Origin of the sequence: Mycobacterium pseudokansasii, from assembly GCF_900566075.1 — a bacterium.
GTDB lineage: Bacteria > Actinomycetota > Actinomycetes > Mycobacteriales > Mycobacteriaceae > Mycobacterium > Mycobacterium pseudokansasii.
In genome coordinates this window covers 6003321-6027992 of sequence record NZ_UPHU01000001.1, presented here as the reverse complement: position 1 = coordinate 6027992, position 24672 = coordinate 6003321, and the positions used below count along the sequence as shown (strand labels likewise).

Here is a 24672-nt window from a genome sequence, read left to right as displayed (position 1 = left end):
ACCAAGCGTGAGCGCCCAGCGCGAGCAGCTTGGTGGCGACATTGACGAGGTCGGTCCCGACGACGTCGGCCAGCGTGACGATCTCGGCATGGTGACCGTCGGTACGGCCGGCCCGGTCGTCCAGCCGGCGCGCTTGGCGCCGTGGCCGTCGAAGGCGGCATTGCGATCAGCGCGAGTTCGCCGGTCCGCCGGCCGATCGGTAGGCCCGGATTCGAAAGTTATTGCGCGCGAGCGCGCAACCCCCCGGCGTCGGCGATCTCGATGACCGCATACCCGACCCGGATCAGCTGATCGCGTTCAAAGTCCTTGATCACCTTGTTAATTGACGGGCGCTGGACACCGAGCATGGCTGCAATGGTGCGCTGCGCCAATTCGACGTGGTTGTCGACGGCCTCGTCGAGCAGCAGCTGCGCCAGTTGAGCCGACAGCGGCCGGCCAAGCAGTCCGATCAACCTCGACTGACTGGCCGACACTCGTTGCGCCACACTCGACAACCAACGCCGCGAAATCGCCGGGTGGGTTGCGAGCAACCGATCGAATGCCTGCCGATCCAGAAACAGGCAGCTCGAATCGGTCAGCGCCCTTGCGGTGTAGGGCGGCGGCATGTCGAGCAACAGCGCGATGTCGCCGTCGACATCACCCGGGCGAAGCACATCGACCACCACGCGCCGCCGCCCGGAGCCGACCGTGAGCTCGATCCGTCCCTGCCGCACAATGCACACCGCGCTGGCGGCGCGGTCGGCCAGGAAGACGACCGTTCCCGGGGAAAAGTCTCTGGATTGCAGGCTTTCCGCCAGAGCTGATACATCGTTGGGGTGCAGTGGTGCCGATGCCCCGCGACCCACGCATCGTGCCACCCAGGCTGCGTGTCGGACCTGCGCCTCCGAGACCTGCTGGCCGCCGCCCAGCGATTGCACGAGATGCCGGAGCGGACTTGCCGGGTGGTCTGACATCGCGCCTCCTTCATGCACCGCCGATCATGTCACGAAGCGGGGGCCGACGGGTTCGAGCACCGCACCACGAAGGAGGCAGATGCCCGGTTGTGCTCGGTGCCCGCTCAGCGATAGCCCAGCCTCAGCAGAACTCGAGCATTGAAGGCGCGCTCGGCGGCTGTCGGCAGGCTGAAGTCGAGACCGTCGGCCACTCGATTGATCGTGTTGAACAACGCGCAAACCTCGATCGCGTCGCGGACCGCTTCCGGGCTGACGCCGGTGTCGAGGACCGTGCGCACATCGGGCGGTCCGATTTCATCGGGTGTGCGGGTTAGCTTTTCCAGCAGGCCCAGGGTCGCCCGCACCCGGTCGTCAACCGCGGCGCTACGCCAATCGCTCACTGCCGCAACGCTGATCGCGGGGTCGAGGACAGCCGAAGCGACCGCCTCGTGGGTGGTGGCGCAGAATTTGCAACGGTTTTGCTCGGAGACAAAGGCGGCGAAGAACTCCCGCTCACCGACCGTCCACGGCGACGGGCCCCGCATCACCGCCTGAACCAGCGCGAAGAACGGCCTGCCGAAGAACCGCGGACGGTGGTGCCGCATCTTGATGATGTCGGGTATCTCGCGGCCGGTCGCGGCGCGCAACGCCGCGAACACCAGGCGAGTGCCGAATCGGCCACGTGCGACGCTGTGCAGCCTCACCGCAACGCCTCGTTAAGGGCCGACATACCCGCGCGCCGACGGCTGTCACCCGCACCGAGCGCGGCGGCGATGGTCACCTCGAATATCTGGTCTTCGGAATAGCCGGCTCCGCGCATCCGCTCGATGTCACTGTCCTGCACGCGGTAGGCGTACCGCCACAGCTTGTCCACATAGGCCTGCAACGGCTCGGGCAGGTCATCGCCGTGGTAGGCGACGCGTCGCAGGGTCGGATCCGTGTCGGCCGGGGCATCGAGAACCGCCCGGCGAAGTTTCTCCTGCAGTCGTGGGTATCGGCCGCTGATCGACACCGCGCACCCCTTTTGTTCGTGGGCCGGTTATGGGCGCCTGTGCGGCTGACCTTAGCCGGATTCATCAATCTGCGGCAGGGGCGTTCCCGCTCCGGTGCCGTTCAGCCACGGGGCGCATGCCTGCCACCGGCGCGCCTGTCACCATGGAGTACGTGACCACCGCGATTGTGGTGACGGTGCTGGTGCTGGTCGGCATCGGCATCGTGATCAACGAACTTCTCCGGCTACGCACGTGGTTGAAGAATTCGCCCATCCCGCCCTCCGAGGGGGACGACACAGACTCCCCTGACGGGCTGGCGTGATTTTCTCCTCGAGACGGCCGCCACTGTCGTGGATCGGCGGCGGAAACCACAGCCCTGACGGCAATCTCGATGCAACCGGCTAAGCCCGCAGGGCGGCGACCGTATCGGCCAATGTCGTGCGCGGATCCCGATAGGTGATACCGAGCTCGTGCTCGCTGGGTGAGTCGTCGGACTCGGGCATCTGGGTGTAGTACTGCATCCCGGCGGCGGTGAACGGATTGTCGAACGGCAGGTACGGACCGGCCAAGTCCAGCAGCGTCCCCGCGACGCGCAGCACGGTGTCGGGAACCGGGACGCTCACCATCGGCGTTTCGGCCACCTGGCCGAGCATGGTGGCCAGCTCCGTCGCCGGAATCCGGTGCCCGCCCACCATGTAGCGGCGGGGCCCACGGCCCGGCTCCAGCAGCGCGGCGTGCACGGCGGCCACGTCGCGGACGTCGATCACCAACCACGCCGCCCGGCGCCCGGGGATTGTGTGCATCTGCAGCGCCGCTTTGACTCCCTCGCCGGCCTCACCGAACTGGTCCCCGACGGGCGGGCCGAGAACCATGCCGGGATAGGTGATGTTCACCGGTGCGCCGGCGTCCTGCAGGCCGCGCGCATAGATTTCGACCTGCGCCTTCGACGTTCCGTAACCGTCCGTTCCGCCGACAACCGGCAGGTCGGCCGTCAGGGTTTCCAGGTCGGGATGAAAGAGCGCGGTGAAACTGGATACATGCACGATGGGGTCCAGACCCAGTTGGACGGCTTGGCCGAGGACGTTGCGGGCGCCCTCCATGTTGGTGCTCAGCATCTGCGGCGTCTGGCGCGGGTCGGTGGCGACCAGTGCGGCACTGTGCACGACGGCGTCACATCCGGTCAACGCCTCACGTACCGCGTCGCGGTCCTTGATGTCTGCCGGAACGAAGTCCGATGTGTCGACACCCAGGTTGGCGACGGTTTTCTCTAGCTTTGCCGGATTTCGGACCAGGAAGCGCACCGAATGCCCCGCATCCGCAATGGCCTTGGCGGTCCAGCCGCCGACGAACCCCGTACCTCCGGTTACCAGAACATGCATGGAGCGATTGTGCACGGTGGGCGGACCGGCGCGCGGCCGGGGCGCGGCTAGCGCCTAACGCCCAGCGCCGACTGTGCATTCGGCGGCGCGACACGCCGACGAAGCGTCGCGTGATTCACGCTCGGCGGGGACAGATCCTAGAGGTGACGCGCCGCGAAATCCGCGCCCTGGCTTGTCATACCGTTCATCGCATACGACACGTGGGCAACGGGATCGTTGCCGGCGCCGCAAACGGCATCGCCGGTGGCGCACAACTCGATCGTCTTGGGCTGATACAGCGGCCCGATGGTGATCGGCGGTGCGCCGTACCGGTTCAGGAATTGACCCGACGGCGTTCCGAAAAGTGTAACCGCTGCAACGTGTTTGGCGATCTCGGCCGGCATCGGCGCGGGCACCGCGGCCGCCGGAACGCCGGGCGGCACGGCAGCAGAGGTGACGTAACCGGCCACGGCCGCCCCCTGCGAGTACCCGCCGAGTATCTGCCGAGTCGCGGGGCAGCTGGCCGCCATGGACTCGATATGCGTGCTGGCGTCGCGAACCCCGTCGATAACCGTGAGCGGGAAATCGCTGCTGGAAAAGTCGCTGCTGGCCGGATAGTTGATCGCATAGACCCCAAGTGACCTGGAACCGATCTGCGAGCGCAGCGCCTCCACGAAAGCGGCTCCGATGTTGCCGATCCCCGGCGGTTCGCCGGTGCCGCGGGCGAACAACACCTCGACGTCGGGGCACGGTTCGGCGGATGCCGACGAGACCTGGACGGCAGGTGCCGCGGTCAACGCGGCGACCGTGCCCACTGCGGCCGCTGCGCCGGTTGTCAACCGGCGCAGCCAGGCGGATCTTGCCGTCAGCCAGCGCTGGCCCATCGTGGTCATCTCCTACTTCCGGAAGGCGTCCTTGACCTTCTCGCCGGCATCTTTCAGGCTGGCCTTCGCCTGGTCGGCCCGGCCTCGGTTTGTGGTATCCGGGTCCCCGGTGGCCCTGCCGATCGCTTCCCTGGCCCGCCCGCCCAAGTCCTCGATCTTGTTCTTCAGCTTGTCCTCGGCACTCATTGTCCCTGGATACCCGCCATCGGGCGAGGGTGAAACCTCGGCCGTAGCTCGGGAAGGCACCGCCCCGGTCGGCGGCCTGGATCCCGGACACCCATCAGTGGAAGAAACCCGACTGCCCGGATCCGGTGTTGAAGCCGCCGGAGCTGTTGCCACCCGTGTTATGCAAGCCCGAGTTGCTGCCGGTGTCACCGGAATTGAACAAGCCGGAACTCAACCCGCCGCTGCCCGAGTTGAAGAAGCCGGTGACACCAAAGCCCGCGCCCGCGTTGAAGAACCCGGTGGCACGGCCGCCGCCACCGCGATTCCAGAAGCCGGAGTCCAGGCCCAGACCGCTGACATTTCCTATGCCGGAGCTGTTTACGCCGTTGTTGAAGAACCCCGAGCTGCCCGCGCCCGAATTGCCGAAGCCCGAGCTGGGCCCGGGCTGGTCCGCCGAGCTGCCCAGCCCCGTGTTCAGCTCGCCCGCATTGAACAGGCCGGTGTTGATGCCGCCGGAGTTCGCCAGGCCGGTGTTCAACGGGCCCGAATTGAAGTATCCGGTGTTGATGAAGCCCGAGTTGAAGCCGCCGGTGTTGTGGTTGCCGGAGTTGAAGCTGCCGGCGTTGAAGGAGCCCCCGTTCGCGAAGCCGGTGTTGTGGTAGCCGCCGTTCCCGAAGCCGGTGTTGACTCCGCCGAATGCGCCCGAACCCGAGTTCGCAATGCCGGTGTTGGTGTCACCGGAGTTCCACAGCCCCGTGTCGACCTCGCCCGAATTCGCGATGCCGAAGTTGCTGAGCCCGGAGTTGGCGATGCCGACGTTTCCGCTGCCGGAGTTGAACAACCCGATGTTGCCGGTGCCCGAGTTGAACAACCCGATGTTGCCACTGCCCGAATTCAGCCAGCCGGCAAGGTTGAGGCCGCGCTGGTTGTCGCCGGTGAGCCCGATGCCGATGTTCCCGTTGCCGGTGTTGCCGAAGCCGATGTTGTTGTTGCCGCTGTTGCCCAGTCCCCAGTTGCGGTCGCCGGTGTTGCCGTAGCCGGTGTTGACGTTGCCGGTGTTGCCGGATCCCACGTTTTGGCTGCCGTTGTTGCCGTTGCCGAAGTTCTGACTGCCCAGGTTTCCGTTGCCGACGTTGGCGTTACCCGCGCTGCTTCCCGGGCCCGAGTTGCCGAACCCGACGTTGTAGCTGCCGTTGTTCCCGCTACCCACGTTGAAGTTGGCCTGCACGGCGTCGAGGAAGTTGCCGTTGCCGCTGCCGAGGTTGAAGTCGCCGAAGTTACCGCTGCCCAGGTTGGCGTTGCCGAAGTTACCGCTGCCCAGGTTGGTGTTGCCGATATTGCCGCTGCCCAGGTTGGCGTTGCCGGTGTTGCCCCCGCCCAGATTGAGCGAGCCGATGTTGCCGAGGCCGAGGTTGACGGGCGGCAACTGCGCGGCCACCGCCGATGCCAGGGCGTGATAGCCCGACATCGCGGCCGCATCCTGAGCCCACATCTGCTCGTAGCCGGCTTCGACGGCCGCGATCGCCGGCGCATTTTGCCCGAACAGATTCGACCACACCAGCGATACCAGCCGACCGCGATTGGCCGCGACCATCATCGGATGCACGGTTGCCGCCCGCGCGGCCTCGTAGCCGGCGGCCGCCACTCGGGCCTGCCCCGCCGCTTGCGCAGCCATGGCCGCGGCCGTGGTGAGCCAGGCCGCGTACGGGGCCGCCGCCGCGGCCATTGCGGCGGCCGCGGGTCCTTGCCAGGACCGACCGGCCAGCGCCGCGGTAACCGAGCCGAATGAGCTTGCTGCTGCGGACAATTCAGCAGCAAGCCGGTCCCAGGCCGCCGCTGCGTTCAGCATCGGAGCCGTCCCCGCACCGGCAAAGATCCGCGCCGAGTTGACTTCCGGCGGCAACACCGAAAAGTTCATCGCCGTGACCCCTTTCCGCCCAGAACTCTACGATCGCGGGCGGCGACGGGGAGCCGGTTCGTGCTACTTGCTATTTGCTGCGCGGCACCGCCCCACGGGGAAGCGTCAGCGGAAGGTCGTTGTACGTGGCGATGCCGGGGGCCGCCGCGACGACGGCCGGGATCGCGTTGACCACCGGCATCGCCGTCATAATGTGGCCGAGCACCATGAAGTCGGCGATCGTCTCGGCCTGGAAGTACGGCGGTGGCAAGAAGCTGATCCGGGTGGTGACCGTCGGTTGCCCGTCGACCTGGATGACCCAGCCGTCCTGATCGATCTTCCAGTCGGGCTCGAGGGTTTGTCCCTTGCGCCAGCGGACATTGAGCTCGACGACGGTTCTGCCCTCCAGCACCCCCTGCCAGCTCGCGTGCACACCCGCAACGCAACCCGCCGGGATGGTCCACGACCCGAGATCAAGGTCCGCCGTGGTCTGCGCGTACTCGGCCACACAGCGCACGTCGTCGAGCTCGACCCCCAGCGCGTCGGCGACCAACCGGACCGCTTCGCCGAAAACGGCTGTCCCGTGCGCGGTCATCGCCTGCAGGTCCGGGTGGTCGATCGGCTGGCCGAACCCGACCGGCTTTTCCGTCGCCGAGGAGTCGTAGAACGTGGTGTCGGCCGCCTCGTTGACGGTGACCTTGTCGACCCGGTCGCAGACCATCGCGGACACGATGGCCAACAGCTCGGCGAAGCCGGGGCTGACGCCGGAGCCGAAGATCGTCGAGCCGCCCCGTCGGCACGCGTCCAGGATCCGGTCGCGGTCGGCGCCCAGGTTGTGCCCGGTGACGAAGGCCGCGGTGGTCACCACGTTCACGCCGGCCGACAAGATGCGCACCAGCTCGCCGACGTCCTTCCACATCGGGTTGTAGACCACACAGTCGGGTTCGAGGGCCAGCAGTGCGCCGACGTCGTTGGTGGCGGCCACCCCCAGCGGGTCGATGCCGCACAGGTCGCCGGCGTCACGCCCGGCCTTGTCGGGTGACCAGGCATAGCAGCCCACCAGTTCCAGGGCCGAGTTGGCGACGATCGCCCGCAGCGCGCTCTTGCCGACATTGCCGGTGGTCCACTGCACGACCCGATAAGTTTTTGGCACTCGCTCAGCATAGGGACGCGGCCTTCCGGCCGACAGTGAATCTGACGCCGCGACGCGCCGGTGGGGCGTCGTGAGATTCACAACCGGCTCAATACGCTGACTCCCCGGCCAGGATTTCGGCGAGGAAAGCATTGGCCGGCGGTTGCTCCAATCGTGCCCGCGCCCAGCGGCGGACCCGATCGCGCGTGTGCCGCGATTCTTCGATGTCGGCGCCGATCACCACCGATGTCCGCGGCCAATCGTGGTTCCAGGCAGCAGTTTCCGCCATTGCGCGCTGGTGTGCGTCGGCGAGGGGGAGCGTGGCCCGGCCGCCGGCGTCCAACGCGCCGGCGCCGCTGACCTCCCCGGAGTGCACCCATACCGGGATGTCGGTGGGCGCATCCGGCCCGACGACGGCTGCGCGTATCACCGCGACAACGCCCGGGCCCGCCGGCTCGACACTCCAGTCGACGGTGTCCTCGGCGGCATCGAAGATTCCGGGCGGCACCGCACCCCAGCTGATCGACGCCACGCCCCGGCCGATCGACGCCGCTCCCCGCGGAGCCGCATCGGTGCCGGCGGCCAGCGCGTAGTCGTCGCGGCGGCCGCTCGGCAACGTCGCGATGACTGCCGAATCATCAACTGCCGCAGACAGTTCCGCCCAGTCGATGCCGTCGATGCCCGCAACGTCGGCCAGCCGGGCGGCGGCACCCACCAGTTCGAGGACACGCCGATCGTCGGTGCGCAGGTGGGAAAGCAGCGTCGCGGCGTGCGGTGCCAGCAGCGCAGAAACGTCCGAATCCAAGGTGTCGTCGGTGAAGAAAACCTGCACGCCTGCCGTCAGCAACGCGACTTCGGCGTCGAGCAGCGCCCGGTCCAGTCCGGCGATGCCGTCGCGCTGACTGGCGGGCCACCAGCGGCGCAGCCAGTGGCCCAACGCCAGCCTGCGCAGCGGGGCCGTCGACCCCGGCACCACGTCGACGCCGGTGAGCTCGAGGTCACCGGCAGGATGCGCGGCCATCGCGGACGCCAGTGCCACGTGCCCGGTTTCGCCGACCACGCGCCACAGCCAGTCGGCGCGCGACACGTCGGTGAACGCGATGTGTGTCGCGGTGTCGTCGGGCGGGTCGTCGATGGTCCAGGACAACACCGCGCCACTGACTTCCAGCACCGCAGTCAGCGGTGCCGCCGCGGGAATCTGCCGGGCCGGGCCCGTCGTCCACAAGCCGGATTCGGCGACCAATCTCATCCCGCCACCTGCAATTCCAGCATCGACTTGATCCGTTGCCGGTGGTCGAGGCTCACCGACCGGGCGACGCCTTCCAGCAGGGATCGCACGTCGTCGACGTCCTCGCAGGGCTCCTGCCAGACGTCACGTCCGTGCAGCCGGGCCCACAGCCGGCTCAGGTAGGGCTGCGGGTAGGCGGCAAGGTCGTCGACCACCTGCCGCTGCCGCGGATGGATCGGCCCGCCTTCGGCGAGGTAGCGGCGGGCGTGCAGGACGTACGCCTCCTTACGAAGCCTGGACTGGATCTGCGCGGCCAGTGGGTACCGATTGGTCGTCGCCCGGTCCAGGGGCGCGAGCTCGACCGCGACCTCGATGCCGGCCACCAGCGTTGCCTGCTTGTCCTCGGCCAGCAGTCCCCACGGGGCGCAGGCCCGGTCCACCTCCTCGGCACACAACAGCGGCACATCGGGTAGCGCGTCGCGATCCAGGGCGCGTCGTAGCGTGGCACGCACCCGATCCACCACCGTCCGGTCCAGCGGACGGTCGCTGTCGGAGCCGCCGACGACCTGTGGGCGCTGTTGCGGCGCAACCGAACTCAGCCCCAACGTCACGATCGACCACGGCAGCTGAGCATCGTCGACGCGGGCCAGCGCGCCCAGGTTGTACGGGGTGGCATCGGAGATCAGGTCCCACCAGACGCGCTGGCGGGCGGCGGCTGCGCTGTGACCGGTGGCGGCACCCAGCACGGCGCCCAACCCGGCCAGGAACGGCTCGACCACGGTGTCCAGAGCCATTTCCGGGGCGCGTATGTCCCGCCAGCTGCGGTCGAGTTGTGCAGTCAGGGCGGCAACGACCGTGGGGTTCGACACGTATTCGTTGAGCACTTCGATGGCGGTGCGGTCCCGGCCCTGATGCACCTCGTGCAGCACCGCGGCCGCGGTGTCCCGATCGTCTGTTGCGGGTGGGCCCTTCGTCACCGCCAACTCGAAACAGACCGGGAAGTAGAGCTCCTGGGCGTTTCCGCTGCGAATCCGCAGCCGGCGGCGTTCGCGTTTGAGCACCTCGAACCACGCAGCCGCGCAACGCAATTCAGGGCCGCTGCCGATGATAAGGTCGCTCATTGCCGCGGCCGCGCCGGGGTCGACGACCGGGGCCGAATACTGGGGATTCGAGCGCAACCGCAGCACCAGCGGATCGATGATGCGTTTGACGGTGCGGCTCAGCGGGCCGCCGTCGTCGCTGCTGAGCACCTCGACACCGGGACCGATTGCGCGCCAAGCCCGGTCGATCACCGCCCGGCGGGGGTGACCCACCGCCACGGCCGTCGCCGCCCGCGGATCCGCGCTCATCTCGACAGGATAGGGGTATCGGCCACCATAGTGATAACCCGAAAGTTGGGTTCGGTAGCCGATCGCATACCCGAGCCTGGTGGCATGAACACGTCGAAGCTGCCGGCCGTCGTCGCCGAGATCGCGCTGATCGCAACCACCCTGCTGTACCTGATGTTTCACTGGTCGTGGCTGGCCCTCACCGGTGTTGCCCTGGCCGCGGCGACCGTGGTGTTCGTCGGCCGCCTCGCCCGCGGCCCCCGCCCGGCATCAGCAGACAGCCGTACCGTCGGGGTGGGCACGGTACGCGCGGTCGGCGCCGGGGAGCGCCAGATCTGGATCGAGGTGGCCAGCGTGCACGGCGACACATTCATCGGCCGACTGGTGCGCGACGACGAGTCCGACGAATCGGCGTTGCGTCCCGGCCTGGTCGTCCTGGTGGCGTTCGATCCCGCTGACCGCGAGGCGCTTTCGCTGCCCGACGACGTCTTGGCAGTCCGCGCACGCGGCCTGAGCTTCGTGTGACCGTCAGCGCGCGCCGTCGACCGCGAAGGTGACCAGGGCTGCCCAATACAGCGGGCTGGCGGTGACGTCTCCGTCCCGCCAGCGTCGCATCTGGTCGCGCTGCCAGCGATTGACGGCGCATCCGGCGTCCACGTTCTCGTGGGCCCGGTCCACGGCGGCGACGACGTTGGCCATCGGGTCGGCCATGGGCTCGACTAGATCGTCACCGACCGTTGCGAATTGGCGATAGGCGGCCGTGGTGGGAAGCGACCATAGGGTGGCCGTCACCAGCTGCGCCCCGCCGAGAATCATCGCCGCCACCAGGCCGGTAGCCTCGTCGAACCGGTAGTCACCGCCCGACGCGCAGGCCAGCAGCGCCACCCGCGGGGGTATCGGCAACCGCAGGGCCATCAGATCCGACGCGGTCAGTGGCCGGTGCTCGCCGACAGCGTCGGCATCGCCGGCGATCTCCGCCCGACAGGCCAGGTGCAGCGCGGCCCGGTCGGCCCGGCCGAGATCACCGTCGGCCGAACTCGCGTGCCCGACATACACGAGTCGACTCGGGTTTCGCGCCAGCAAGCCGGCCAGCCACGAGCGGTCGGCATCGCTGCGGCGAAACAACTCGACCGCCGCCTCGACGGCCGGCAACACCGCGCGGCGTTGCATCAGTTCGGCAAAGTGCCGTGCCAGCCGAGTGTGCTCCGACGGCCGGCCGAGCACCGATCCCAGCGCGGAGTCGGGCCGCTGCCCGGGGACGCGGGGATCCAGTACCAGCACCGCCGGACCGTCCTGCCGGGCGTCCCAGCCGGCCGGTGCCCGCGGCGCATTGACGATGTTCTGCGGCACCGCCAGCAGCACGTCGACCAGCTCCATCAGCCGGTAGCCGTCGGTGTGCGTCGTGATGTCGGCCAGCTGCCACGGGATGCGGGCGGCCGCGCGGCCGCTGGCGGTGATGGCCTCCTGGCGGGCCCGTACCAGCTCTTCCTTGCTGGGTCCGGATTTCGGCAGCGCCAGCAGACCCCAGGGCACGCGTACCAGACGGGCGCTCGGGGCGACGAACAGGACCGGGCGCGGCGACGACACGCACTCCGTCAGCAGCTGCCATCCCGGTGCGCCGATCAGCAGCACACCGAGTATGTAGGCGAGCGTCAGTTCGGCATCCGGCGTCGCGAACGGACCGGTGGCCAGTGCCCGCTCGATGGCATCGCGGCGGCTCTCCGAGCCGCGCGGCTCGGGCAGCGCGTCGGTGAGTTCGTCCAGGGCCGCCAGCAGAATCGGCTCTTCCACCACCCAGGCAACGGTTTTCGACGGCTGGCCGACGACCCGCAAGCCGGCGTAGGTGGCGATCCCGACGTCGGCGTATCTCAGGACCAGAGTCAGCCGGCCCGAATCGCTCATGGCCAGGTCGACCAGGCGGGTTCGGCGGCGGTGACAGCGCGACCGTATCGCTGAAACGCCAGTGCCCGATAGTGACTCATGATCGGCTCGGCATCCGGCTCCATCCGTAACGGCGGCAACGGCCCAAGCCGGGTCAGCGAGTTACCGGTTTGCGCCGGTGGACCTGCTGCCGCCAAGGCCGGCTCCGGCTCGGTGTCGGCCAATGCCGTTGCAGTGGTGGTCGACGCCCACTCGCCCATTGCCGGCCGTTGCGGGACTTCGCTGAAAGTGCCTCTGGCGCTATGATATTCGACTAGCTCGCTGACCAGGCCGGTGTTCTCCCATTCCCAGGCGACGGCAAAGGCGCCGGCCAGCATCGGCGCCGAGACATGGGCTGCCCACCGTGCTCTCGCGTCTGCGTCGGCGATCGAATAGCGCACCGAGTCGACGGCCAGCGCCGCGGGCACCTTGAGCTCGGCGGCCTGCTCGAGCTTGGCCCGCGCGCGCCGGTACTGCGGGGTGGCGACCTCGCCGCGCAGGATGCCGAGCCCGTCGGCTTGCCGCGCCTCGGTCTCCTGCAACGTCTCCGCAGGGTCGCCGGAACTGTCAAAACCCAAGTCGGCCAGCGCGTCTGCCCGCCATACGGTGCCCAGGTGGCTGTCAAGCTGAGCGTACTGCAGCCAACTGCTGCGCGGTGAGGAGTCGAGCAACTCGCGAGCTTGCGCGATCATCTCAACCGCTTCGGTGAAGCGGCTACGGAAAATCGGGATCCAGCTGCGTTGCAGCAGAATACGATGCAGATGCAGCGGCTTGCCCAGTTCACGCCAATGCCGTTCGGCGTGTTCCCAGCATTCGTCGGCGGCTTCCAATGCGCCGCTTGCCAACCGGATAAGTCCCAGATACAGCCAACACCGGGCGACGTCGTGCGCCCGCGCGTACCGGGCGATGACCGGATGGGCCTGCGACACCAACTGCTCGGTCGTCACATGGTCGCCCACCAGCCAGCTGGCCGCCGCGCGCTCCAACTGCGTTCTGGCCGAGGCTAATTCCCAGCCATTGGCGGCCGCGCGGGCTCCTGCCCGGAGCAGCCAGGGCTCGGCTTCCGGTAGTCGCCCCGTCTCGACGCAGAATCTGCCGTATCCGGTGGCCGCGTTAACCCAGAGGTAGTGGTCATACTCGTCGCCGGCGGGCCGGTTCACGGCGTCGAGTATCTGCTCCCACAAGTGCAGCGATCGGGGGTGCAGGTCGTCGTCACAGAGCGCACCGGCGCACAGGATGCGGGCGTGGGTGAGCAGGGATGCGCCCTCGGCGGCAAGGTCGGGAAAGGCGTCGCCGCAGTCCGTGACCAACGCCGTCAACTCCGCCAGTGCCGTCAGGGCGCCGTCGTGATCGCCACGCGCCGCTGCCAGGCCGGTGTGCAGCAACTGAGCTCGCCGCGAATAGCGGCAGACCATCCGCGCGATGTCCGCACCGGACATCCGCACCTGACCGGCTGCCTCGGGCATCGTGCCGGCCAGAATCCCGGAGTAGCTCGCCACACAATCGCGGATCCGCCGAATGCATTCGTCCACACCGTCATTGGCGCCGCGGACCAGGTAGATCTCACCGAGCTGCGCGAAAACCTCCAGCATGAGGTCGTCTCGATCGGCCCGCTCGATGCGCGGCATCAGGGACAGCAGCAGTTGCCGCGCACCCTCCTCGTCGGCGGCGAACGCCTGGCGCCGGGCGCGTTCGAGTTCGTCGGAGATCGACACGGCTGCATCATAAGTCCGGCCGGCGGTCATGGAGGCATGTCCGGCGGCCGGGATCTGCCGTGCTAGCCGCACGTCACCTTGATGTTGAAGTCCTTGGTGATCATTCCGGCCATCGGGTTCTTCAAGTCGGCTCCCTGCGCCTGGCCGGTGATGGTGTAGGTCTTGCCGTCCACCGCGACCTTCGCTGAGCCCACTTTGGCGCCCATGTTGTCCGCGACGGACAGGGCGTTGCCGTCGACGACCAGCGCCAGCGACTCGACCCGCGGTGTCGCCTCGTCGGTCATCACCACCGCCAGCGCCTGTTGCTGACCACCGGTGGAGCCGCTGCCGATGTTGACCTTGCCGCCCTGCTTGACACAGGTCACCGAGGCGGGGTTCAGTCCGGGAAGATCGGTGCCGCCCACCTGGACCTGGGTGCCGCCACCGCCGGCGGAGACGCTCGATGCCGGGCTGGCCGTGTGGCCGCCACTGGAGCAGCCCACCAGCGCCACAGCGCTACCGATGGTTCCAATCGCAGCTGCGATAACGCGCTTCATCCGACTTCCTTCCGTCATGCGTCGCCCCGATGGCGGCGCCATGGCAGCAAGTACAAATCCGCTCGGCTGCTACCGATCCCAAGTATTCGAGCGACCCGGAGGCGCCGGCGTTTCGTCGTGGTGATGGAGTGTCAGGGTGATCGACATCCAGACCCTGGAAGCGGCGCACGTGTTGACGCTCTCATCGGGGCGGGTGAACGCCCTCGACGTCGAGCTGCTCGGTGAGCTGACCGACGTCCTGCACCAGCTGCGGGGCCCGCTGGTGATCACCGGGGCCGGGCGGGTGTTCTGCGCCGGCGTGGACCTCAATCGCGTGCTGGATGGCGGTGCGGGGTACACCGATCGGCTGATTCCGGCGCTTTCCGCCGCGTTCGAGGCGATGTTCAGCTATCCCGGGCCGACGGTGGCCGCAATCAACGGTGCGGCCATCGCGGGCGGATGTGTGCTGGCCTGTGCCTGCGATCGGCGATTGATCAGCCCCGATGCCCAGATCGGGGCATCAGAGGTGCGGGTCGGAGTGCCGTTCCCGGTCGCTGCGCTGGAGGTGATGCGCTATGCGTGCGGCGACCGCGCCGAGGAGGTGCTGCTGGGTGGCGGCACGTTCCGCGGGACCGAGGCCGTGGCCCGTGGACTTGCGCACGCCGTCGTCGACGAGGCCCTCCTCGAGGCGGCCGTTGCGGAGGCGGCGAGCCTCGGTGACATCCCGGCCGAGGCCTACCGGCACACCAAAATCCAGCTGCGGGCTCCCACGGTGGCGCGAATGCGCGAATCCGGCGACATCGACGACGGCGTCCGTCTGCGCTGGGGTGCCGAGCAGACCCGGCAGGGTATCGCCGACTACCTGGAGCGTCTTCGCCGGCGCTGAGCTAATCCTCGACCGTGACCCCGCCGCGGGTACGGGTGCGCCGGCGGCGATGGGACGTCTTGCCGGTCGGGCGGCGGTTGCGGATCGCGCTCCGCGTCTCTTCGGCGGGTTCAGTCTCTGCGGCGGCTTCGGTCTCTTCAGTCTCTGCGGCGGCTTCGGTCTCTTGGGTCTCGTCGGTCTCGTCAGTCTCTTCGGTCTTTTCGGTCGCGTCTGGTTCCTCGGCCGTGACCTCCGGCTCAGCCTCAGCCGTAGGTTCCGGGGTTTCTGGTTCGGCCGGCTCCTCTTCGGTCGCCGGGGCTTCGGCTTCGGTCGTTTCAGCGGCCTGGACCTCGGCCTCGGCTTCTTCGTCAGCTGCGGCTTCGGCTTCTTCGGTCTCAGCCTCGTCGTTCTCGCCGTCGTTCTCGCCCGGCTTCTTGCGGCGACTGCGCCGCTGCGTGGTTGCTTTCACCTTGAGCGGCTTCGGTGGCGGCGGCGGCAACTCCGCGATAAACGACAGGTAGAACGCGAAGAACCCGAGCACCCCGATGGCGGCGGCGGCCCCATAGATCCCGAACAACCACTGTCCCGCGGCGTCCAGACTGAGCCAGATCTCGCTGATCGCGGTGCCGATGATCAGCAGGCCCGCCAGCACATGGGCCACGATCGACCAGGTCCTTATTGACAGCGCGAGCTGCGGTGTGCCGAGTTCCGGCTTGCGAGTGCGCAACAGCGTGAACACCACCGGCAGTGCGGCCAGGCCGATCAGCGCGCCGGCTACGATCCGCAGCGTCGTTCCCAACGCGTGCGAGGTCTCGCCCATCAGCTCGAACCAGCGGGGCAACACGAAATAGAAGTAGAGGAGGCCGGCGGCGATCGAAAACGACGCGTGCCAAACGACGGCCCACTTGCGGCGCATATGCCTCCTCATACTGGTTGGCACCGGTCAGCTTAACGTTTGCCGAACAAGCCGGCCGGCCCACACCGTGTGTGTCCGCGCTGCGGACTCATGGCGGAGGATGCGGGATTTGAACCCGCGAGGGCTATTAACCCAACCCGCGTTCCAGGCGAGCGCCATAGGCCACTAGGCGAATCCTCCGCCGATATGGTAGCCGCTGGACGGGGTCATGTGTCCTGCGGCCGCCGTCGAGCGCGTCAGCCAGGGTACTAGACTCACCGGTGGACCCCGCGCGGCGTCTATCCTGTGAACTCCCCCAGGGCCGGAAGGCAGCAAGGGTCAACGGGCTCTGTCGGGTGCGCGGGGTCCCCTCTGGTCAGGGGTGACGCAACCCGATCAAGACCTGCCGCATGACCCACGGTGTCCACGGTGTCCCCGGTGTTCGATGGCGAAAGGGCCGCATGGTGTCGTTCGATTCCCTCAACCGTGACGAGTTGGCGGCGCTGCATGATCGCCATCAGCAGGATTACGCGGAGCTGCAGGCCAAGAACCTGGCACTGGATCTGACGCGGGGCAAACCGTCCGCGGCGCAACTCGACCTGTCCAACCAGCTGCTGAGCCTGCCCGGAGACGACTATCGCGACCCGGAGGGCGTCGACACGCGTAACTACGGCGGCCTGCACGGTCTGCCGGCCCTGCGAGCAATCTTCGGTGAGCTGCTCGGAATGCCGGTACAGAACCTGATCGCGGGAAACAACTCCAGCCTGGAGTTGATGCATGACGTGGTCGCGTTCTCCATGCTCTACGGCGGCGTCGATTCGCCTCGGCCGTGGAAGGACGAACCGAGCGTCAAGTTCCTGTGTCCCGTTCCCGGGTATGACCGGCACTTCGCGATTACCGAGACGATGGGCATCGAGATGATCCCCGTCCCGATCCTCGACGACGGCCCCGACGTCGACCTGATCGAAGAATTGGTCGCCGCCGATGCCGCGATCAAGGGCATGTGGACGGTGCCGGTGTTCGGCAACCCCACCGGTGTCACCTATTCCTGGGAAGCCGTCCGCCGGCTGGCCCTGATGCGGACGGCGGCGCCCGACTTCCGCTTGTTCTGGGACAACGCCTACGCGGTGCACACCCTGACCCATGACTTCATCCGTCAGGTCGACGTGCTGGGGCTGGCAGCCAAGGCAGGCAACCCGCACCGGCCGTATGTCTTCGCGTCGACGTCGAAAATCACCTTCGCCGGCGCGGGCGTCAGCTTCTTCGGCGGGTCGCTGGGCAACATCGCGTGGTATCTGCAGTATGCCGGGAAGAAGTCGATCGGCCCGGACAAGGTCAACCAGCTACGGCATCTGCGGTTTTTCGGCGATGCCGACGGTGTGCGCCTGCACATGCTGCGCCACCAGCAGATACTGGCGCCCAAGTTCGAGCTGGCGCTGGAGATCCTCGATCAGCGGCTCCGGGATTCCCAGATCGCATCCTGGACCGAGCCCAAGGGCGGCTATTTCATCAACCTCGACGTGCTGCCGGGAACGGCGCGCCGCACCGTGGCTTTGGCCAAGGATGCCGGAATCGCGGTCACCGAGGCGGGTGCGTCGTTCCCGTATCGAAAGGATCCCGACGACAAGAACATTCGGATTGCGCCCACGTTTCCGTCGCTTCCCGACCTGCGCGATGCCGTCGACGGCCTGGCTACCTGCGCCCTGCTGGCCGCCACCGAGGCGTTGCTGGGCCCTGGTCATTACGGCTAGCGCACCGTTGTCGACTGCGGGCGGAGGGTTTTCGCTGTGAGGTCATGGCGGCGAGTACCGCGAAAATCCCGCCCGGTGTTCACCCGCGACGCCGTGAGAGCACACTCGATGCCCAGCCGGGCGCTGGTCACCCAAGCTGAGTAGCCTGCTGACCGTGGCTCTCTACCGCAAGTATCGACCGGCAACGTTCGCCGAGGTGGTGGGGCAGGAGCACGTCACCGAGCCGCTGTCGGTCGCCCTGGAAGCCGGCCGGATCAACCACGCGTACCTGTTCTCGGGGCCGCGTGGCTGCGGGAAGACGTCGTCGGCGCGCATCCTGGCGCGCTCCTTGAACTGTGCCCAGGGCCCGACGGCCACGCCGTGCGGCGTCTGTGAGTCCTGCGAGGCGCTGGCGCCCAACGCGCCGGGCAGCATCGATGTGGTCGAGCTCGACGCTGCCAGTCACGGCGGCGTGGACGATACCCGCGAGCTGCGCGATCGCGCGTTCTACGCACCGGCGCAGTCCCGGTACCGGGTGTTCATCGTCGACGAGGCGCACATGGTGACCACCGCCGGTTTCAACGCGCTGCTCAAGATCGTCGAAGAACCGCCCGAGCACCTGATCTTCATCTTCGCCACCACCGAACCGGAAAAGGTGCTGCCCACCATTCGGTCGCGCACCCACCACTACCCGTTCCGGTTGCTGCCACCGCGCACCATGCGAGGGCTGATCGGGCGAATCTGTGAGCAGGAGGGCGTCGTCGTCGACGACGCGGTGTACCCGCTGGTGATCCGTGCCGGCGGCGGGTCCCCGCGTGACACGCTGTCGGTGCTGGACCAGTTGGTGGCGGGCTCCGACCACGGCGACGACGGCATCCGGGTGACCTACCAGCGGGCATTGGGACTGCTGGGCGCCACCGATGTGGCCCTGATCGACGACGCGGTCGACGCACTGGCCGCGGGCGACGCGGCGGCATTATTCGGGGCGGTCGAATCGGTGATCGACGCCGGGCACGACCCTCGCCGTTTCGCCACCGATCTGCTGGAACGATTCCGCGATCTCCTTGTCCTGCAAGCGGTTCCGGACGCCGTGTCTCGTGGCGTGGTGGATGCGCCGGAGGACGTGCTGGACCGGATGCGGGATCAGGCGGCGCGCATCGGGCCGGCGACTCTGACCCGGTACGCCGAGGTGGTTCAGGCCGGTCTGGGCGAGATGCGCGGCGCGACTGCGCCGCGCCTGCTCCTGGAAGTGATTTGCGCGCGGCTGCTCCTGCCGTCGGCCAGTGACGCCGAATCCGCGTTGTTGCAACGTGTCGAGCGGATCGAAACCCGGTTGGCCATGTCGATCCCGGCCGCTGCAGAGACACCGGACACCGCGGCGCCGCCGCGGGCAACGCCCACGCGCCCGGCGGACACTGCGGCCCCGCCGCGGGCCCCGGCGGACACTGCGGCGCCGCGCCGTCCGGCACCGCCCGAGCCGGCTCCCGAATCAGCCACGGCGCCAACCGAACTCAACGCAGCCGCCGTTCGTTCCATGTGGCCGACGGTGCGCGACAAGGTGCGGCAACGCAGCCGCACCACTGAGGTGATGCTTGCGGGGGCCACCGTTCGCGCGCTGGACGGCAACACGCTGGTGCTGACCCACGATTCGGCGCCGCTGGCCCGGCGCTTGTCCGAACAGCGCAATGCCGACGTCATCGCCGAGGCACTCAAAGACGCATTGGGGGTCGCCTGGCGGGTGCGGTGCGAGGTCGGCGGACCCGAGCCCGTCGCAGCCTCGGTTCCCGCGCAAGCGGAAGAGGTTGTGCCAGAAACCGATTCCGCTCAACCCGGCGAGGACGAAGAGGAAAGCATGCTCGCCGAAGCCAGCCGCAACAACCCCTCCGAGCCGCGCCGCGACCCCGAAGAGGCGGCACTCGAGCTGTTGCGTAACGAACTGGGTGCCCGGCCCATCGACTAAGCTAAGGCGTCCACCACGGCCGCAGCGGCAGGTCATCCTCGCCCCAGGGGTCCGCATTGGCGGCCAGCACGTGATGCAGCTGAATGTTGTTGTGTTCGAATGCCACTCGGGATGCAGCCATGTAGAGACCCCATACCTTGGCGGTGGGCAGTCCGACCTCGGCGACGGCCTCCTCCCAGTGATCGACGAGGTTGCGGCACCAGTCGCGCAGCGTCATCGCGTAGTGATGCCGGAAGTTCTCCTCGTGTAGCACCTCGAAACCGACGTCCTGGATGTCGGTGATGATGCGTCCCGAGCCCGCCAGCTCCCCGTCGGGGAACACGTAGCGGTCGGTGAACCCGCCGGCGAATGGGGCCGACTTATTGTCGTGGCGGGTGATGCAGTGGTTGAGCAGAAGGCCGCCGGTGCGCAACTTCGACTTGAGGAAGCCGAAGTAGGCGGGATAGTTCCGGACGCCGATGTGCTCGGTCAGGCCGATCGAGGAGACCGCGTCGAATCCGGTTTCGGTCACGTCGCGGTAGTCGCAATGCCGCACTTCGGCAAGACCGGTCAAACCGTCGCCTTCGATCGCCTGTTGCGCCCACTTGGCCTGCTCGGCCGACAGCGTGGCACCCAGCACATGGACCCCTCGTCGTGCTGCGTAGCGCACCATGCCGCCCCAGCCGCACCCGACGTCGAGCAGTCGGTCGCCCGGTTGTAGCCGCAGCTTCTCGAAGATCAGCCGGTACTTGTTCTCTTGAGCCTCTTCCAGCGTCGCGTCGGCGTTCGGGTAGACCGCGCAGGTGTAGGTCATCGACGGGCCGAGCACCCATTCGTAGAAGGTGTTGGAGACGTCGTAGTGATGGTGGATGGCTTCGGCGTCACGGGACTTGCTGTGCAGCAGGCCCTCGGCCAGCCGGCGCCACCGGGGCGGTGCCTCCTGCGGCGGCGGCGCGACCGGCAGCAGGTTCTCCACACCGATCGAGCGCACGACATTGGCCAGCACCCGCGGCGACGGACGCTTGAACGTCACCCGGTTGGTCAGCGCTTTGAGCAGCTGATACGGGTCACCTGGATGGACGCCGCGGGTCTGCAGGTCACCCGATACGTAGGCCCGGGCCAGACCCAGTTCACCCGGGGCTGTCGCCAAGTAGGTGATGCCGCGCGGTGACGTGAGCTCCAGACCGAGCCGCGCGTCGGCACGTCCGGCAGTGCTGCCGTCATAGGCGGCGAACTTCAGCGGCTCTTGACCGGGCTTGGTGAAGATCGCCAGGATTTCAGCCATGGTCAGCTTGCCCCCGGCTGCGGGACGGCCGGCCTCCTTGATCGTTGTCATCGTCGTTGTACCGCCTTTGCGTAGAGATCGAGTAGACGCGAGTCCGGGTCGTAGATCTTTTTCACGGTGTTGTAAGACTCCCCGCCGTAGAGCTCGTCAAACTCCTCGCGGGTGTAGTAGCTGTCTGAGTAGAGCGACTTGTGGCCGCCGAGCTCGCCCACCTTCGCCTCGATCGCCCGGTTCGTCGCGCCCTCGGCGGTGCCTACCGGTACCGACGACCAGAACCCGATATTGACGTAAGTGCGATCCGGTTGGATCGGGTACAACGGCCACCCGGCCGGGTTGCGTAGCCGCAGTGGGCACACCCAGATTGGTGCGATCGGCACATTGCCCAAGAACCACTCCAGGAATTCACCGGTGCGCCCGATGGGCACCTCGACGTCTTGAACGACCCGTTCGCGCGCTGGACGTCCGTTGCGTTTCTCGATCCGGTCGGCGATTCCGAAGCGCTGATCGACCGCCACCAGCTTCCAGTAGACGCTGCTGCGCCGGTAGCGGCGCGGCCACCAGCGCCGCAGCCGCGGGTTCTGCGCGCCGAACGCGCGTGAACACCAGAACCAGTCGGTGTCCCAGCGCCAGAAGTAGTCGTGGATGGTCAACCGGTCTTCTTTGATTCCGGTCCCATGCTGGATGGACCGGTAGTAGATGTCTTTTCCGGTGTAGTCGCTGACCGGGCCCGGCGTCGTCGTCCGCACGCCTACGCACAGGTAGCTCTCGTCGGCGCCGAAGACAACTCCGTCGAGGTAATCCACCTGGACTCCGTCGAGTCCCTGGGTGTCGACAATGCGTTCCATCGCCGCGATCATCTCGGTCAACGAGTGAAATCGGATGTGCCGCAACGCCACAAAGGGTTTGACCGGCTCAAGCTCGATTCGAAGTCGGGTCGAATAGCCTAGTGTTCCATAGGAATTAGGAAATGCACGGTACAGGTCGGCGTGCTGGTCGGGGGACACGGTGAGCAGTTCGCCGGCCCCGGTGAGAATGTCCATTTCCAGCACCGACTCGTGCGGCAGGCCATTGCGAAACGATGCCGACTCGATGCCCAGGCCGCTGACCGCGCCGCCGAGGGTGATGGTCTTCAGTTGCGGAACCACCAGCGGCGACAGGCCGTAACGCAGCGTCGCCGCGACCAGGTCCTCATACGTGCACATGCCGGCCACGTCGACGGTACGGGCGTCGGGATCCACGCTGATCACGCCGGTCAGTCCGGACGTATCCAGACCGGGGGCATCGCGTTTGGTGCGGGCGCGGAACAGATTTGAGGCGGGCTTGGCCAACCGGACGGTCGCGGTCGCGGGGATGGATCGATAGCTCGCCAGCAGCCGCTCGACGCCAGATGTGCCCGATGTGTAGGTGGACAGCGAAGATTCACGGGCGGGCATCACATATATCGTAGTCACCGACCACAGCCCCTGCATCCCCGCGCGGGCTCGATACGGAGGAGTTACACCTGATGGCACAGGTGAGCGCAGCGAGCACGATCTTGATCAATGCTGAGCCCGCGGCCGCACTCGATGCGGTGGCCGATTATCGCAATGTCCGCCCGAAAATCCTCTCTCCGCAGTACAGCGAGTACCAGGTGCTCGAGGGTGGCCAGGGACAGGGCACGGTCGCAAAATGGCGGCTGCAGGCCACCAAATCACGCGTGCGCAACGTCCAGGTCAACGTCGACGTCGCGGGCCACACGGTGATCGAAAAGGACGCGAACTCGTCCATGATCACCAATTGGACGGTGGCTCCCGCGGGGCCCGGCTGTAGCGTCACCGTCAAGACCACCTGGAACGGCGCCGGGGGCGTCAAGGGTTTCTTCGAAAGAACGTTTGCGCCGCTGGGCTTGAAGCGGATTCAGGGCGAGGTGCTGGCCAACCTGAAGAAGCAGCTGGAAGGCTAACGCGACTGGCTCTGGGCGGCCAGGAAACCTGCGATACCGCGGACCAGCGCGTTGGCGTACTTTTGCCGGCCCTCGGCGGACTCGATCAGCGCCGAGTCCGCCGGGTTCTTCATGTTGCCGAGTTCGACCAGGATTGACGGGTACTGCGCCAGGTTCAGGCCCGCCAGATCGGAACGTCCGTACAGCCCGTCCTGGCCGATGTAGTTGGCCGGCGGAATGCCCGAGGCCTGCAGCTGGTCCCGCATCACCTTGGCGAACTGCACCGACGGTCCGGCCTGGGTCGCGTTCAGTGGCGGCGCGGAGTAGTTGACGTGGAAGCCGCGGCCGGTGGCCGGCCCGCCGTCGGCGTGCAGGCTGACGACCGCGTTCGGATGCAGGGCGTTGGCCATGTTGGCGCGTTCGTCGACGCACGGCCCCAGCGCGTTGTCGTTGCCGCGCGACATGGCGGTGCGCACCCCCAACGCGTTGAGTGCGGCCCGGAGTCGCAGCGCGGTGTCCCAGGTGAAGGTATGTTCCGGATAGCCGCTGTTGGTCGACGTTCCGCTGGCTTGGCAGTCCTTGGTGCCGCCGCGACCCGTGGGTACCTGGCGCCCGATCGACGAGTCGTTGGCTCCGTTGTGGCCGGGATCGATGAATACGACCATGCCGGCGATAGTGGCGGGGGTCGCGGCGGCTGTGGGGACCAGCGGTACCGCAACGGCGACGAGCACCCCGACGACACCGCTGAGCAGGAGGGCGATCCCGACACGCAGGCTGACTCGTACGTCCACTGCGCAAAGCTAACGTGAAGCGGTCTAGGCTGAATGTTTCGAATCGCCCGACAACCGCAGGCGAAACCAACTCGAGACCAAGATGCGAGGGGACTGTCATGCAACCTGGAGGCGATATGTCGGCACTGTTGGCCCAGGCGCAGCAGATGCAGCAGAAGCTACTGGAAGCCCAGCACCAACTGGCCAACTCTGAAGTGCACGGCCAAGCCGGTGGTGGCTTGGTCCAGGTTCGCGTCAAAGGCAGCGGCGAGGTGATCGGTGTGACGATCGACCCCAAGGTCGTCGACCCGGGCGATATCGAGACTTTGCAGGACCTGATCGTCGGTGCGATGCGCGACGCGTCGCAGCAGGTGACGAAGATGGCGCAGGAACGGCTGGGGGCATTGGCCGGGGCGATGCGTCCGCCGGGTGCGCCGGGTGCGCCTGGTGGGCCCGGGCCGGGGATGCCGGGTGGGCCGGGTATGCCGGGTATGCCTGGTGGGCCGGGTATGCCGGGAGCGCCGGGGGTCTGACCCGCACCGACATGTTCGAGGGACCTGTCCAGGATCTGATCGACGAGCTCGGAAAGTTGCCGGGTATCGGACCCAAGAGCGCGCAGCGCATTGCGTTTCACCTCTTGTCGGTCGAGCCGTCGGATATCGACCGCCTGACCGCCGTACTGGGTCGGGTGCGCGACGGCGTCCGGTTCTGCGCCGTGTGCGGCAACGTCTCCGATGGCGAACGTTGCCGCATCTGCGCTGATCCACGCCGCGACGGCTCCCTGGTGTGCGTCGTGGAGGAGCCCAAGGACATCCAAGCCGTCGAGCGCACTCGCGAATTCCGCGGCCGCTACCACGTCTTGGGTGGTGCGCTTGATCCACTGTCCGGGATCGGCCCGGAGCAGTTGCGGATCCGAGAGCTGCTGAGCCGCATCGGTGAGCGGGTCGACGACGTCGACATCACCGAGGTGATCATCGCCACCGACCCCAATACCGAGGGTGAGGCCACCGCCACCTACCTGGTGCGGATGCTGCGCGACATTCCCGGCCTGACCGTCACCCGGATCGCATCAGGCCTGCCAATGGGCGGCGACCTGGAGTTCGCCGACGAGCTGACCCTCGGCCGTGCGTTGACCGGCCGCCGAGTGCTCGCGTGATTTCGCCGTGATTTCGCCAAGCCGGTAATTTTGCAGGCCGCTACT

At 67.5% G+C, this 24672-nt stretch carries 25 protein-coding genes, 1 tRNA gene and 1 other RNA gene; 9 read left to right on the top strand and 18 right to left on the bottom strand.

From position 1 onward, the window contains the following. Positions 1 to 218 precede the first annotated feature (218 nt). The 3 genes from EET10_RS27290 to EET10_RS27280 all read right to left on the bottom strand — a co-directional run bounded on the left by EET10_RS27290 (position 219) and on the right by EET10_RS27280 (position 1944). The gene (locus EET10_RS27290; protein WP_036405616.1) at positions 219 to 953 is read right to left on the bottom strand and encodes a Crp/Fnr family transcriptional regulator; all 735 of its coding nucleotides are present in this window, start codon (positions 951 to 953) and stop codon (positions 219 to 221) included. A 104-nt stretch (positions 954 to 1057) separates the two neighbouring features. Continuing rightward, a complete protein-coding gene (locus EET10_RS27285) occupies positions 1058 to 1636 on the bottom strand; it encodes a carboxymuconolactone decarboxylase family protein (RefSeq protein WP_122502673.1) in 579 nt (192 codons plus the stop codon). Then, positions 1633 to 1944 (bottom strand): carboxymuconolactone decarboxylase family protein, encoded by a 312-nt coding sequence (locus EET10_RS27280; RefSeq protein ID WP_036405612.1) that lies wholly within the window; start codon positions 1942 to 1944, stop codon positions 1633 to 1635. The genes EET10_RS27285 and EET10_RS27280 overlap by 4 nt, the downstream gene beginning before the upstream one ends. A 152-nt stretch (positions 1945 to 2096) precedes the next feature. On the opposite strand from EET10_RS27280, the gene EET10_RS27275 reads away from it, so the two are divergent. Beyond that, on the top strand, positions 2097 to 2246 hold the full coding sequence (locus tag EET10_RS27275) for a hypothetical protein (RefSeq protein ID WP_168991007.1): 150 nt from the start codon (positions 2097 to 2099) through the stop codon (positions 2244 to 2246). Between the two features lie 79 nt (positions 2247 to 2325). Here the strand turns inward: EET10_RS27275 and EET10_RS27270 are convergent, their stop codons facing one another. The 7 genes from EET10_RS27270 to EET10_RS27240 form a co-directional block, all read right to left on the bottom strand. Beyond that, positions 2326 to 3303: an SDR family NAD(P)-dependent oxidoreductase gene (locus EET10_RS27270; protein WP_167480235.1), complete on the bottom strand. Its 978-nt coding sequence runs from the start codon at positions 3301 to 3303 to the stop codon at positions 2326 to 2328. A 137-nt stretch (positions 3304 to 3440) separates the two neighbouring features. After that, positions 3441 to 4175 carry a cutinase family protein gene (locus EET10_RS27265; protein WP_423793558.1) on the bottom strand — a complete coding sequence of 245 codons (735 nt, stop codon included), beginning with the start codon at positions 4173 to 4175 and terminating at the stop codon, positions 3441 to 3443. Positions 4176 to 4178: 3 nt separating this feature from the next. Beyond that, positions 4179 to 4352, bottom strand: coding sequence for a CsbD family protein (locus tag EET10_RS27260; protein WP_036405609.1), 174 nt, complete (start codon positions 4350 to 4352; stop codon positions 4179 to 4181). A gap of 94 nt (positions 4353 to 4446) precedes the next feature. Then, entirely contained in the window at positions 4447 to 6249 is a 1803-nt protein-coding gene (locus tag EET10_RS27255) for a PPE family protein (RefSeq protein WP_122502672.1), read from the bottom strand. A gap of 70 nt (positions 6250 to 6319) precedes the next feature. Then, the gene (locus EET10_RS27250; RefSeq protein ID WP_122502671.1) at positions 6320 to 7381 is read right to left on the bottom strand and encodes an NAD(P)H-dependent amine dehydrogenase family protein; all 1062 of its coding nucleotides are present in this window, start codon (positions 7379 to 7381) and stop codon (positions 6320 to 6322) included. Positions 7382 to 7469: 88 nt separating this feature from the next. Continuing rightward, positions 7470 to 8609 carry a hypothetical protein gene (locus EET10_RS27245; RefSeq protein ID WP_036405603.1) on the bottom strand — a complete coding sequence of 380 codons (1140 nt, stop codon included), beginning with the start codon at positions 8607 to 8609 and terminating at the stop codon, positions 7470 to 7472. Next, the gene (locus tag EET10_RS27240; protein ID WP_036405601.1) at positions 8606 to 9937 is read right to left on the bottom strand and encodes a hypothetical protein; all 1332 of its coding nucleotides are present in this window, start codon (positions 9935 to 9937) and stop codon (positions 8606 to 8608) included. Before EET10_RS27240 ends, EET10_RS27245 begins: the two co-directional genes overlap by 4 nt. A gap of 84 nt (positions 9938 to 10021) precedes the next feature. Between EET10_RS27240 and EET10_RS27235 the strand changes: the two genes are divergently transcribed. Continuing rightward, positions 10022 to 10441 (top strand): hypothetical protein, encoded by a 420-nt coding sequence (locus EET10_RS27235; protein WP_099187818.1) that lies wholly within the window; start codon positions 10022 to 10024, stop codon positions 10439 to 10441. A 3-nt stretch (positions 10442 to 10444) separates the two neighbouring features. Here EET10_RS27235 and EET10_RS27230 read toward each other — a convergent pair whose 3' ends face one another. From EET10_RS27230 to EET10_RS27220, 3 genes are all read right to left on the bottom strand, one after another. Continuing rightward, a complete protein-coding gene (locus EET10_RS27230) occupies positions 10445 to 11818 on the bottom strand; it encodes a CHAT domain-containing protein (protein ID WP_122502670.1) in 1374 nt (457 codons plus the stop codon). Next, a complete protein-coding gene (locus EET10_RS27225) occupies positions 11815 to 13551 on the bottom strand; it encodes a hypothetical protein (protein ID WP_099188581.1) in 1737 nt (578 codons plus the stop codon). The genes EET10_RS27230 and EET10_RS27225 overlap by 4 nt, the downstream gene beginning before the upstream one ends. A gap of 62 nt (positions 13552 to 13613) precedes the next feature. Further along, a complete protein-coding gene (locus EET10_RS27220; RefSeq protein WP_036405599.1) occupies positions 13614 to 14087 on the bottom strand; it encodes a lipoprotein LpqH in 474 nt (157 codons plus the stop codon). Between the two features lie 136 nt (positions 14088 to 14223). On the opposite strand from EET10_RS27220, the gene EET10_RS27215 reads away from it, so the two are divergent. Further along, on the top strand, positions 14224 to 14952 hold the full coding sequence (locus EET10_RS27215; protein WP_167480234.1) for an enoyl-CoA hydratase/isomerase family protein: 729 nt from the start codon (positions 14224 to 14226) through the stop codon (positions 14950 to 14952). Between the two features lies 1 nt (position 14953). Here EET10_RS27215 and lucA read toward each other — a convergent pair whose 3' ends face one another. Then, positions 14954 to 15847, bottom strand: coding sequence for a lipid uptake coordinator LucA (gene lucA, locus EET10_RS27210; RefSeq protein WP_122502669.1), 894 nt, complete (start codon positions 15845 to 15847; stop codon positions 14954 to 14956). A gap of 91 nt (positions 15848 to 15938) precedes the next feature. Next, positions 15939 to 16027: transfer RNA gene (locus EET10_RS27205), tRNA-Ser, on the bottom strand. 79 nt (positions 16028 to 16106) lie between these two features. On the opposite strand from EET10_RS27205, the gene ffs reads away from it, so the two are divergent. From ffs to EET10_RS27190, 3 genes are all read left to right on the top strand, one after another. Continuing rightward, positions 16107 to 16201: signal recognition particle sRNA small type (gene ffs, locus EET10_RS27200), an RNA gene on the top strand. An 89-nt stretch (positions 16202 to 16290) separates the two neighbouring features. Beyond that, a complete protein-coding gene (locus EET10_RS27195; RefSeq protein WP_122502869.1) occupies positions 16291 to 17577 on the top strand; it encodes an aspartate aminotransferase type Ic in 1287 nt (428 codons plus the stop codon). 154 nt (positions 17578 to 17731) lie between these two features. Next, positions 17732 to 19516: a DNA polymerase III subunits gamma/tau gene (locus EET10_RS27190; protein WP_036405591.1), complete on the top strand. Its 1785-nt coding sequence runs from the start codon at positions 17732 to 17734 to the stop codon at positions 19514 to 19516. A gap of 1 nt (position 19517) precedes the next feature. Here the strand turns inward: EET10_RS27190 and EET10_RS27185 are convergent, their stop codons facing one another. Next, the gene (locus EET10_RS27185) at positions 19518 to 20831 is read right to left on the bottom strand and encodes a class I SAM-dependent methyltransferase (protein WP_036405589.1); all 1314 of its coding nucleotides are present in this window, start codon (positions 20829 to 20831) and stop codon (positions 19518 to 19520) included. After that, positions 20828 to 22213, bottom strand: a complete 1386-nt coding sequence (locus EET10_RS27180; RefSeq protein WP_211187998.1) for an FAD-binding oxidoreductase — start codon at positions 22211 to 22213, stop codon at positions 20828 to 20830. The genes EET10_RS27185 and EET10_RS27180 overlap by 4 nt, the downstream gene beginning before the upstream one ends. A gap of 71 nt (positions 22214 to 22284) precedes the next feature. On the opposite strand from EET10_RS27180, the gene EET10_RS27175 reads away from it, so the two are divergent. Further along, positions 22285 to 22722 (top strand): SRPBCC family protein, encoded by a 438-nt coding sequence (locus EET10_RS27175; protein ID WP_122502668.1) that lies wholly within the window; start codon positions 22285 to 22287, stop codon positions 22720 to 22722. Here the strand turns inward: EET10_RS27175 and EET10_RS27170 are convergent. After that, entirely contained in the window at positions 22719 to 23492 is a 774-nt protein-coding gene (locus tag EET10_RS27170) for an Rv3717 family N-acetylmuramoyl-L-alanine amidase (protein WP_036405585.1), read from the bottom strand. The two genes, EET10_RS27175 and EET10_RS27170, sit on opposite strands and share 4 nt — an antisense overlap. A 98-nt stretch (positions 23493 to 23590) precedes the next feature. Between EET10_RS27170 and EET10_RS27165 the strand changes: the two genes are divergently transcribed. Together EET10_RS27165 and recR are read left to right on the top strand one after the other, a co-directional pair. Continuing rightward, a complete protein-coding gene (locus EET10_RS27165) occupies positions 23591 to 24004 on the top strand; it encodes a YbaB/EbfC family nucleoid-associated protein (RefSeq protein ID WP_063466329.1) in 414 nt (137 codons plus the stop codon). Positions 24005 to 24015: 11 nt separating this feature from the next. Beyond that, positions 24016 to 24627, top strand: a complete 612-nt coding sequence (gene recR / locus EET10_RS27160; RefSeq protein WP_036405584.1) for a recombination mediator RecR — start codon at positions 24016 to 24018, stop codon at positions 24625 to 24627. The last annotated feature ends 45 nt before the right edge of the window (positions 24628 to 24672 follow it).

Coding starts and splice junctions, on each gene's coding strand:
- EET10_RS27290 (WP_036405616.1), bottom strand. CDS start 953: ATGTCAGACCACCCGGCAAGTCCGCTCCGGCATCTCGTGCAATCGCTG.
- EET10_RS27270 (WP_167480235.1), bottom strand. CDS start 3,303: ATGCATGTTCTGGTAACCGGAGGTACGGGGTTCGTCGGCGGCTGGACC.
- EET10_RS27265 (WP_423793558.1), bottom strand. CDS start 4,175: ATGACCACGATGGGCCAGCGCTGGCTGACGGCAAGATCCGCCTGGCTG.
- EET10_RS27260 (WP_036405609.1), bottom strand. CDS start 4,352: ATGAGTGCCGAGGACAAGCTGAAGAACAAGATCGAGGACTTGGGCGGG.
- EET10_RS27255 (WP_122502672.1), bottom strand. CDS start 6,249: ATGAACTTTTCGGTGTTGCCGCCGGAAGTCAACTCGGCGCGGATCTTT.
- EET10_RS27245 (WP_036405603.1), bottom strand. CDS start 8,609: ATGAGATTGGTCGCCGAATCCGGCTTGTGGACGACGGGCCCGGCCCGG.
- EET10_RS27240 (WP_036405601.1), bottom strand. CDS start 9,937: ATGAGCGCGGATCCGCGGGCGGCGACGGCCGTGGCGGTGGGTCACCCC.
- EET10_RS27235 (WP_099187818.1), top strand. CDS start 10,022: ATGAACACGTCGAAGCTGCCGGCCGTCGTCGCCGAGATCGCGCTGATC.
- EET10_RS27230 (WP_122502670.1), bottom strand. CDS start 11,818: ATGAGCGATTCGGGCCGGCTGACTCTGGTCCTGAGATACGCCGACGTC.
- EET10_RS27220 (WP_036405599.1), bottom strand. CDS start 14,087: ATGAAGCGCGTTATCGCAGCTGCGATTGGAACCATCGGTAGCGCTGTG.
- lucA (WP_122502669.1), bottom strand. CDS start 15,847: ATGCGCCGCAAGTGGGCCGTCGTTTGGCACGCGTCGTTTTCGATCGCC.
- EET10_RS27185 (WP_036405589.1), bottom strand. CDS start 20,831: ATGACAACGATCAAGGAGGCCGGCCGTCCCGCAGCCGGGGGCAAGCTG.
- EET10_RS27180 (WP_211187998.1), bottom strand. CDS start 22,213: ATGCCCGCCCGTGAATCTTCGCTGTCCACCTACACATCGGGCACATCT.
- EET10_RS27175 (WP_122502668.1), top strand. CDS start 22,285: ATGGCACAGGTGAGCGCAGCGAGCACGATCTTGATCAATGCTGAGCCC.
- EET10_RS27165 (WP_063466329.1), top strand. CDS start 23,591: ATGCAACCTGGAGGCGATATGTCGGCACTGTTGGCCCAGGCGCAGCAG.
- recR (WP_036405584.1), top strand. CDS start 24,016: ATGTTCGAGGGACCTGTCCAGGATCTGATCGACGAGCTCGGAAAGTTG.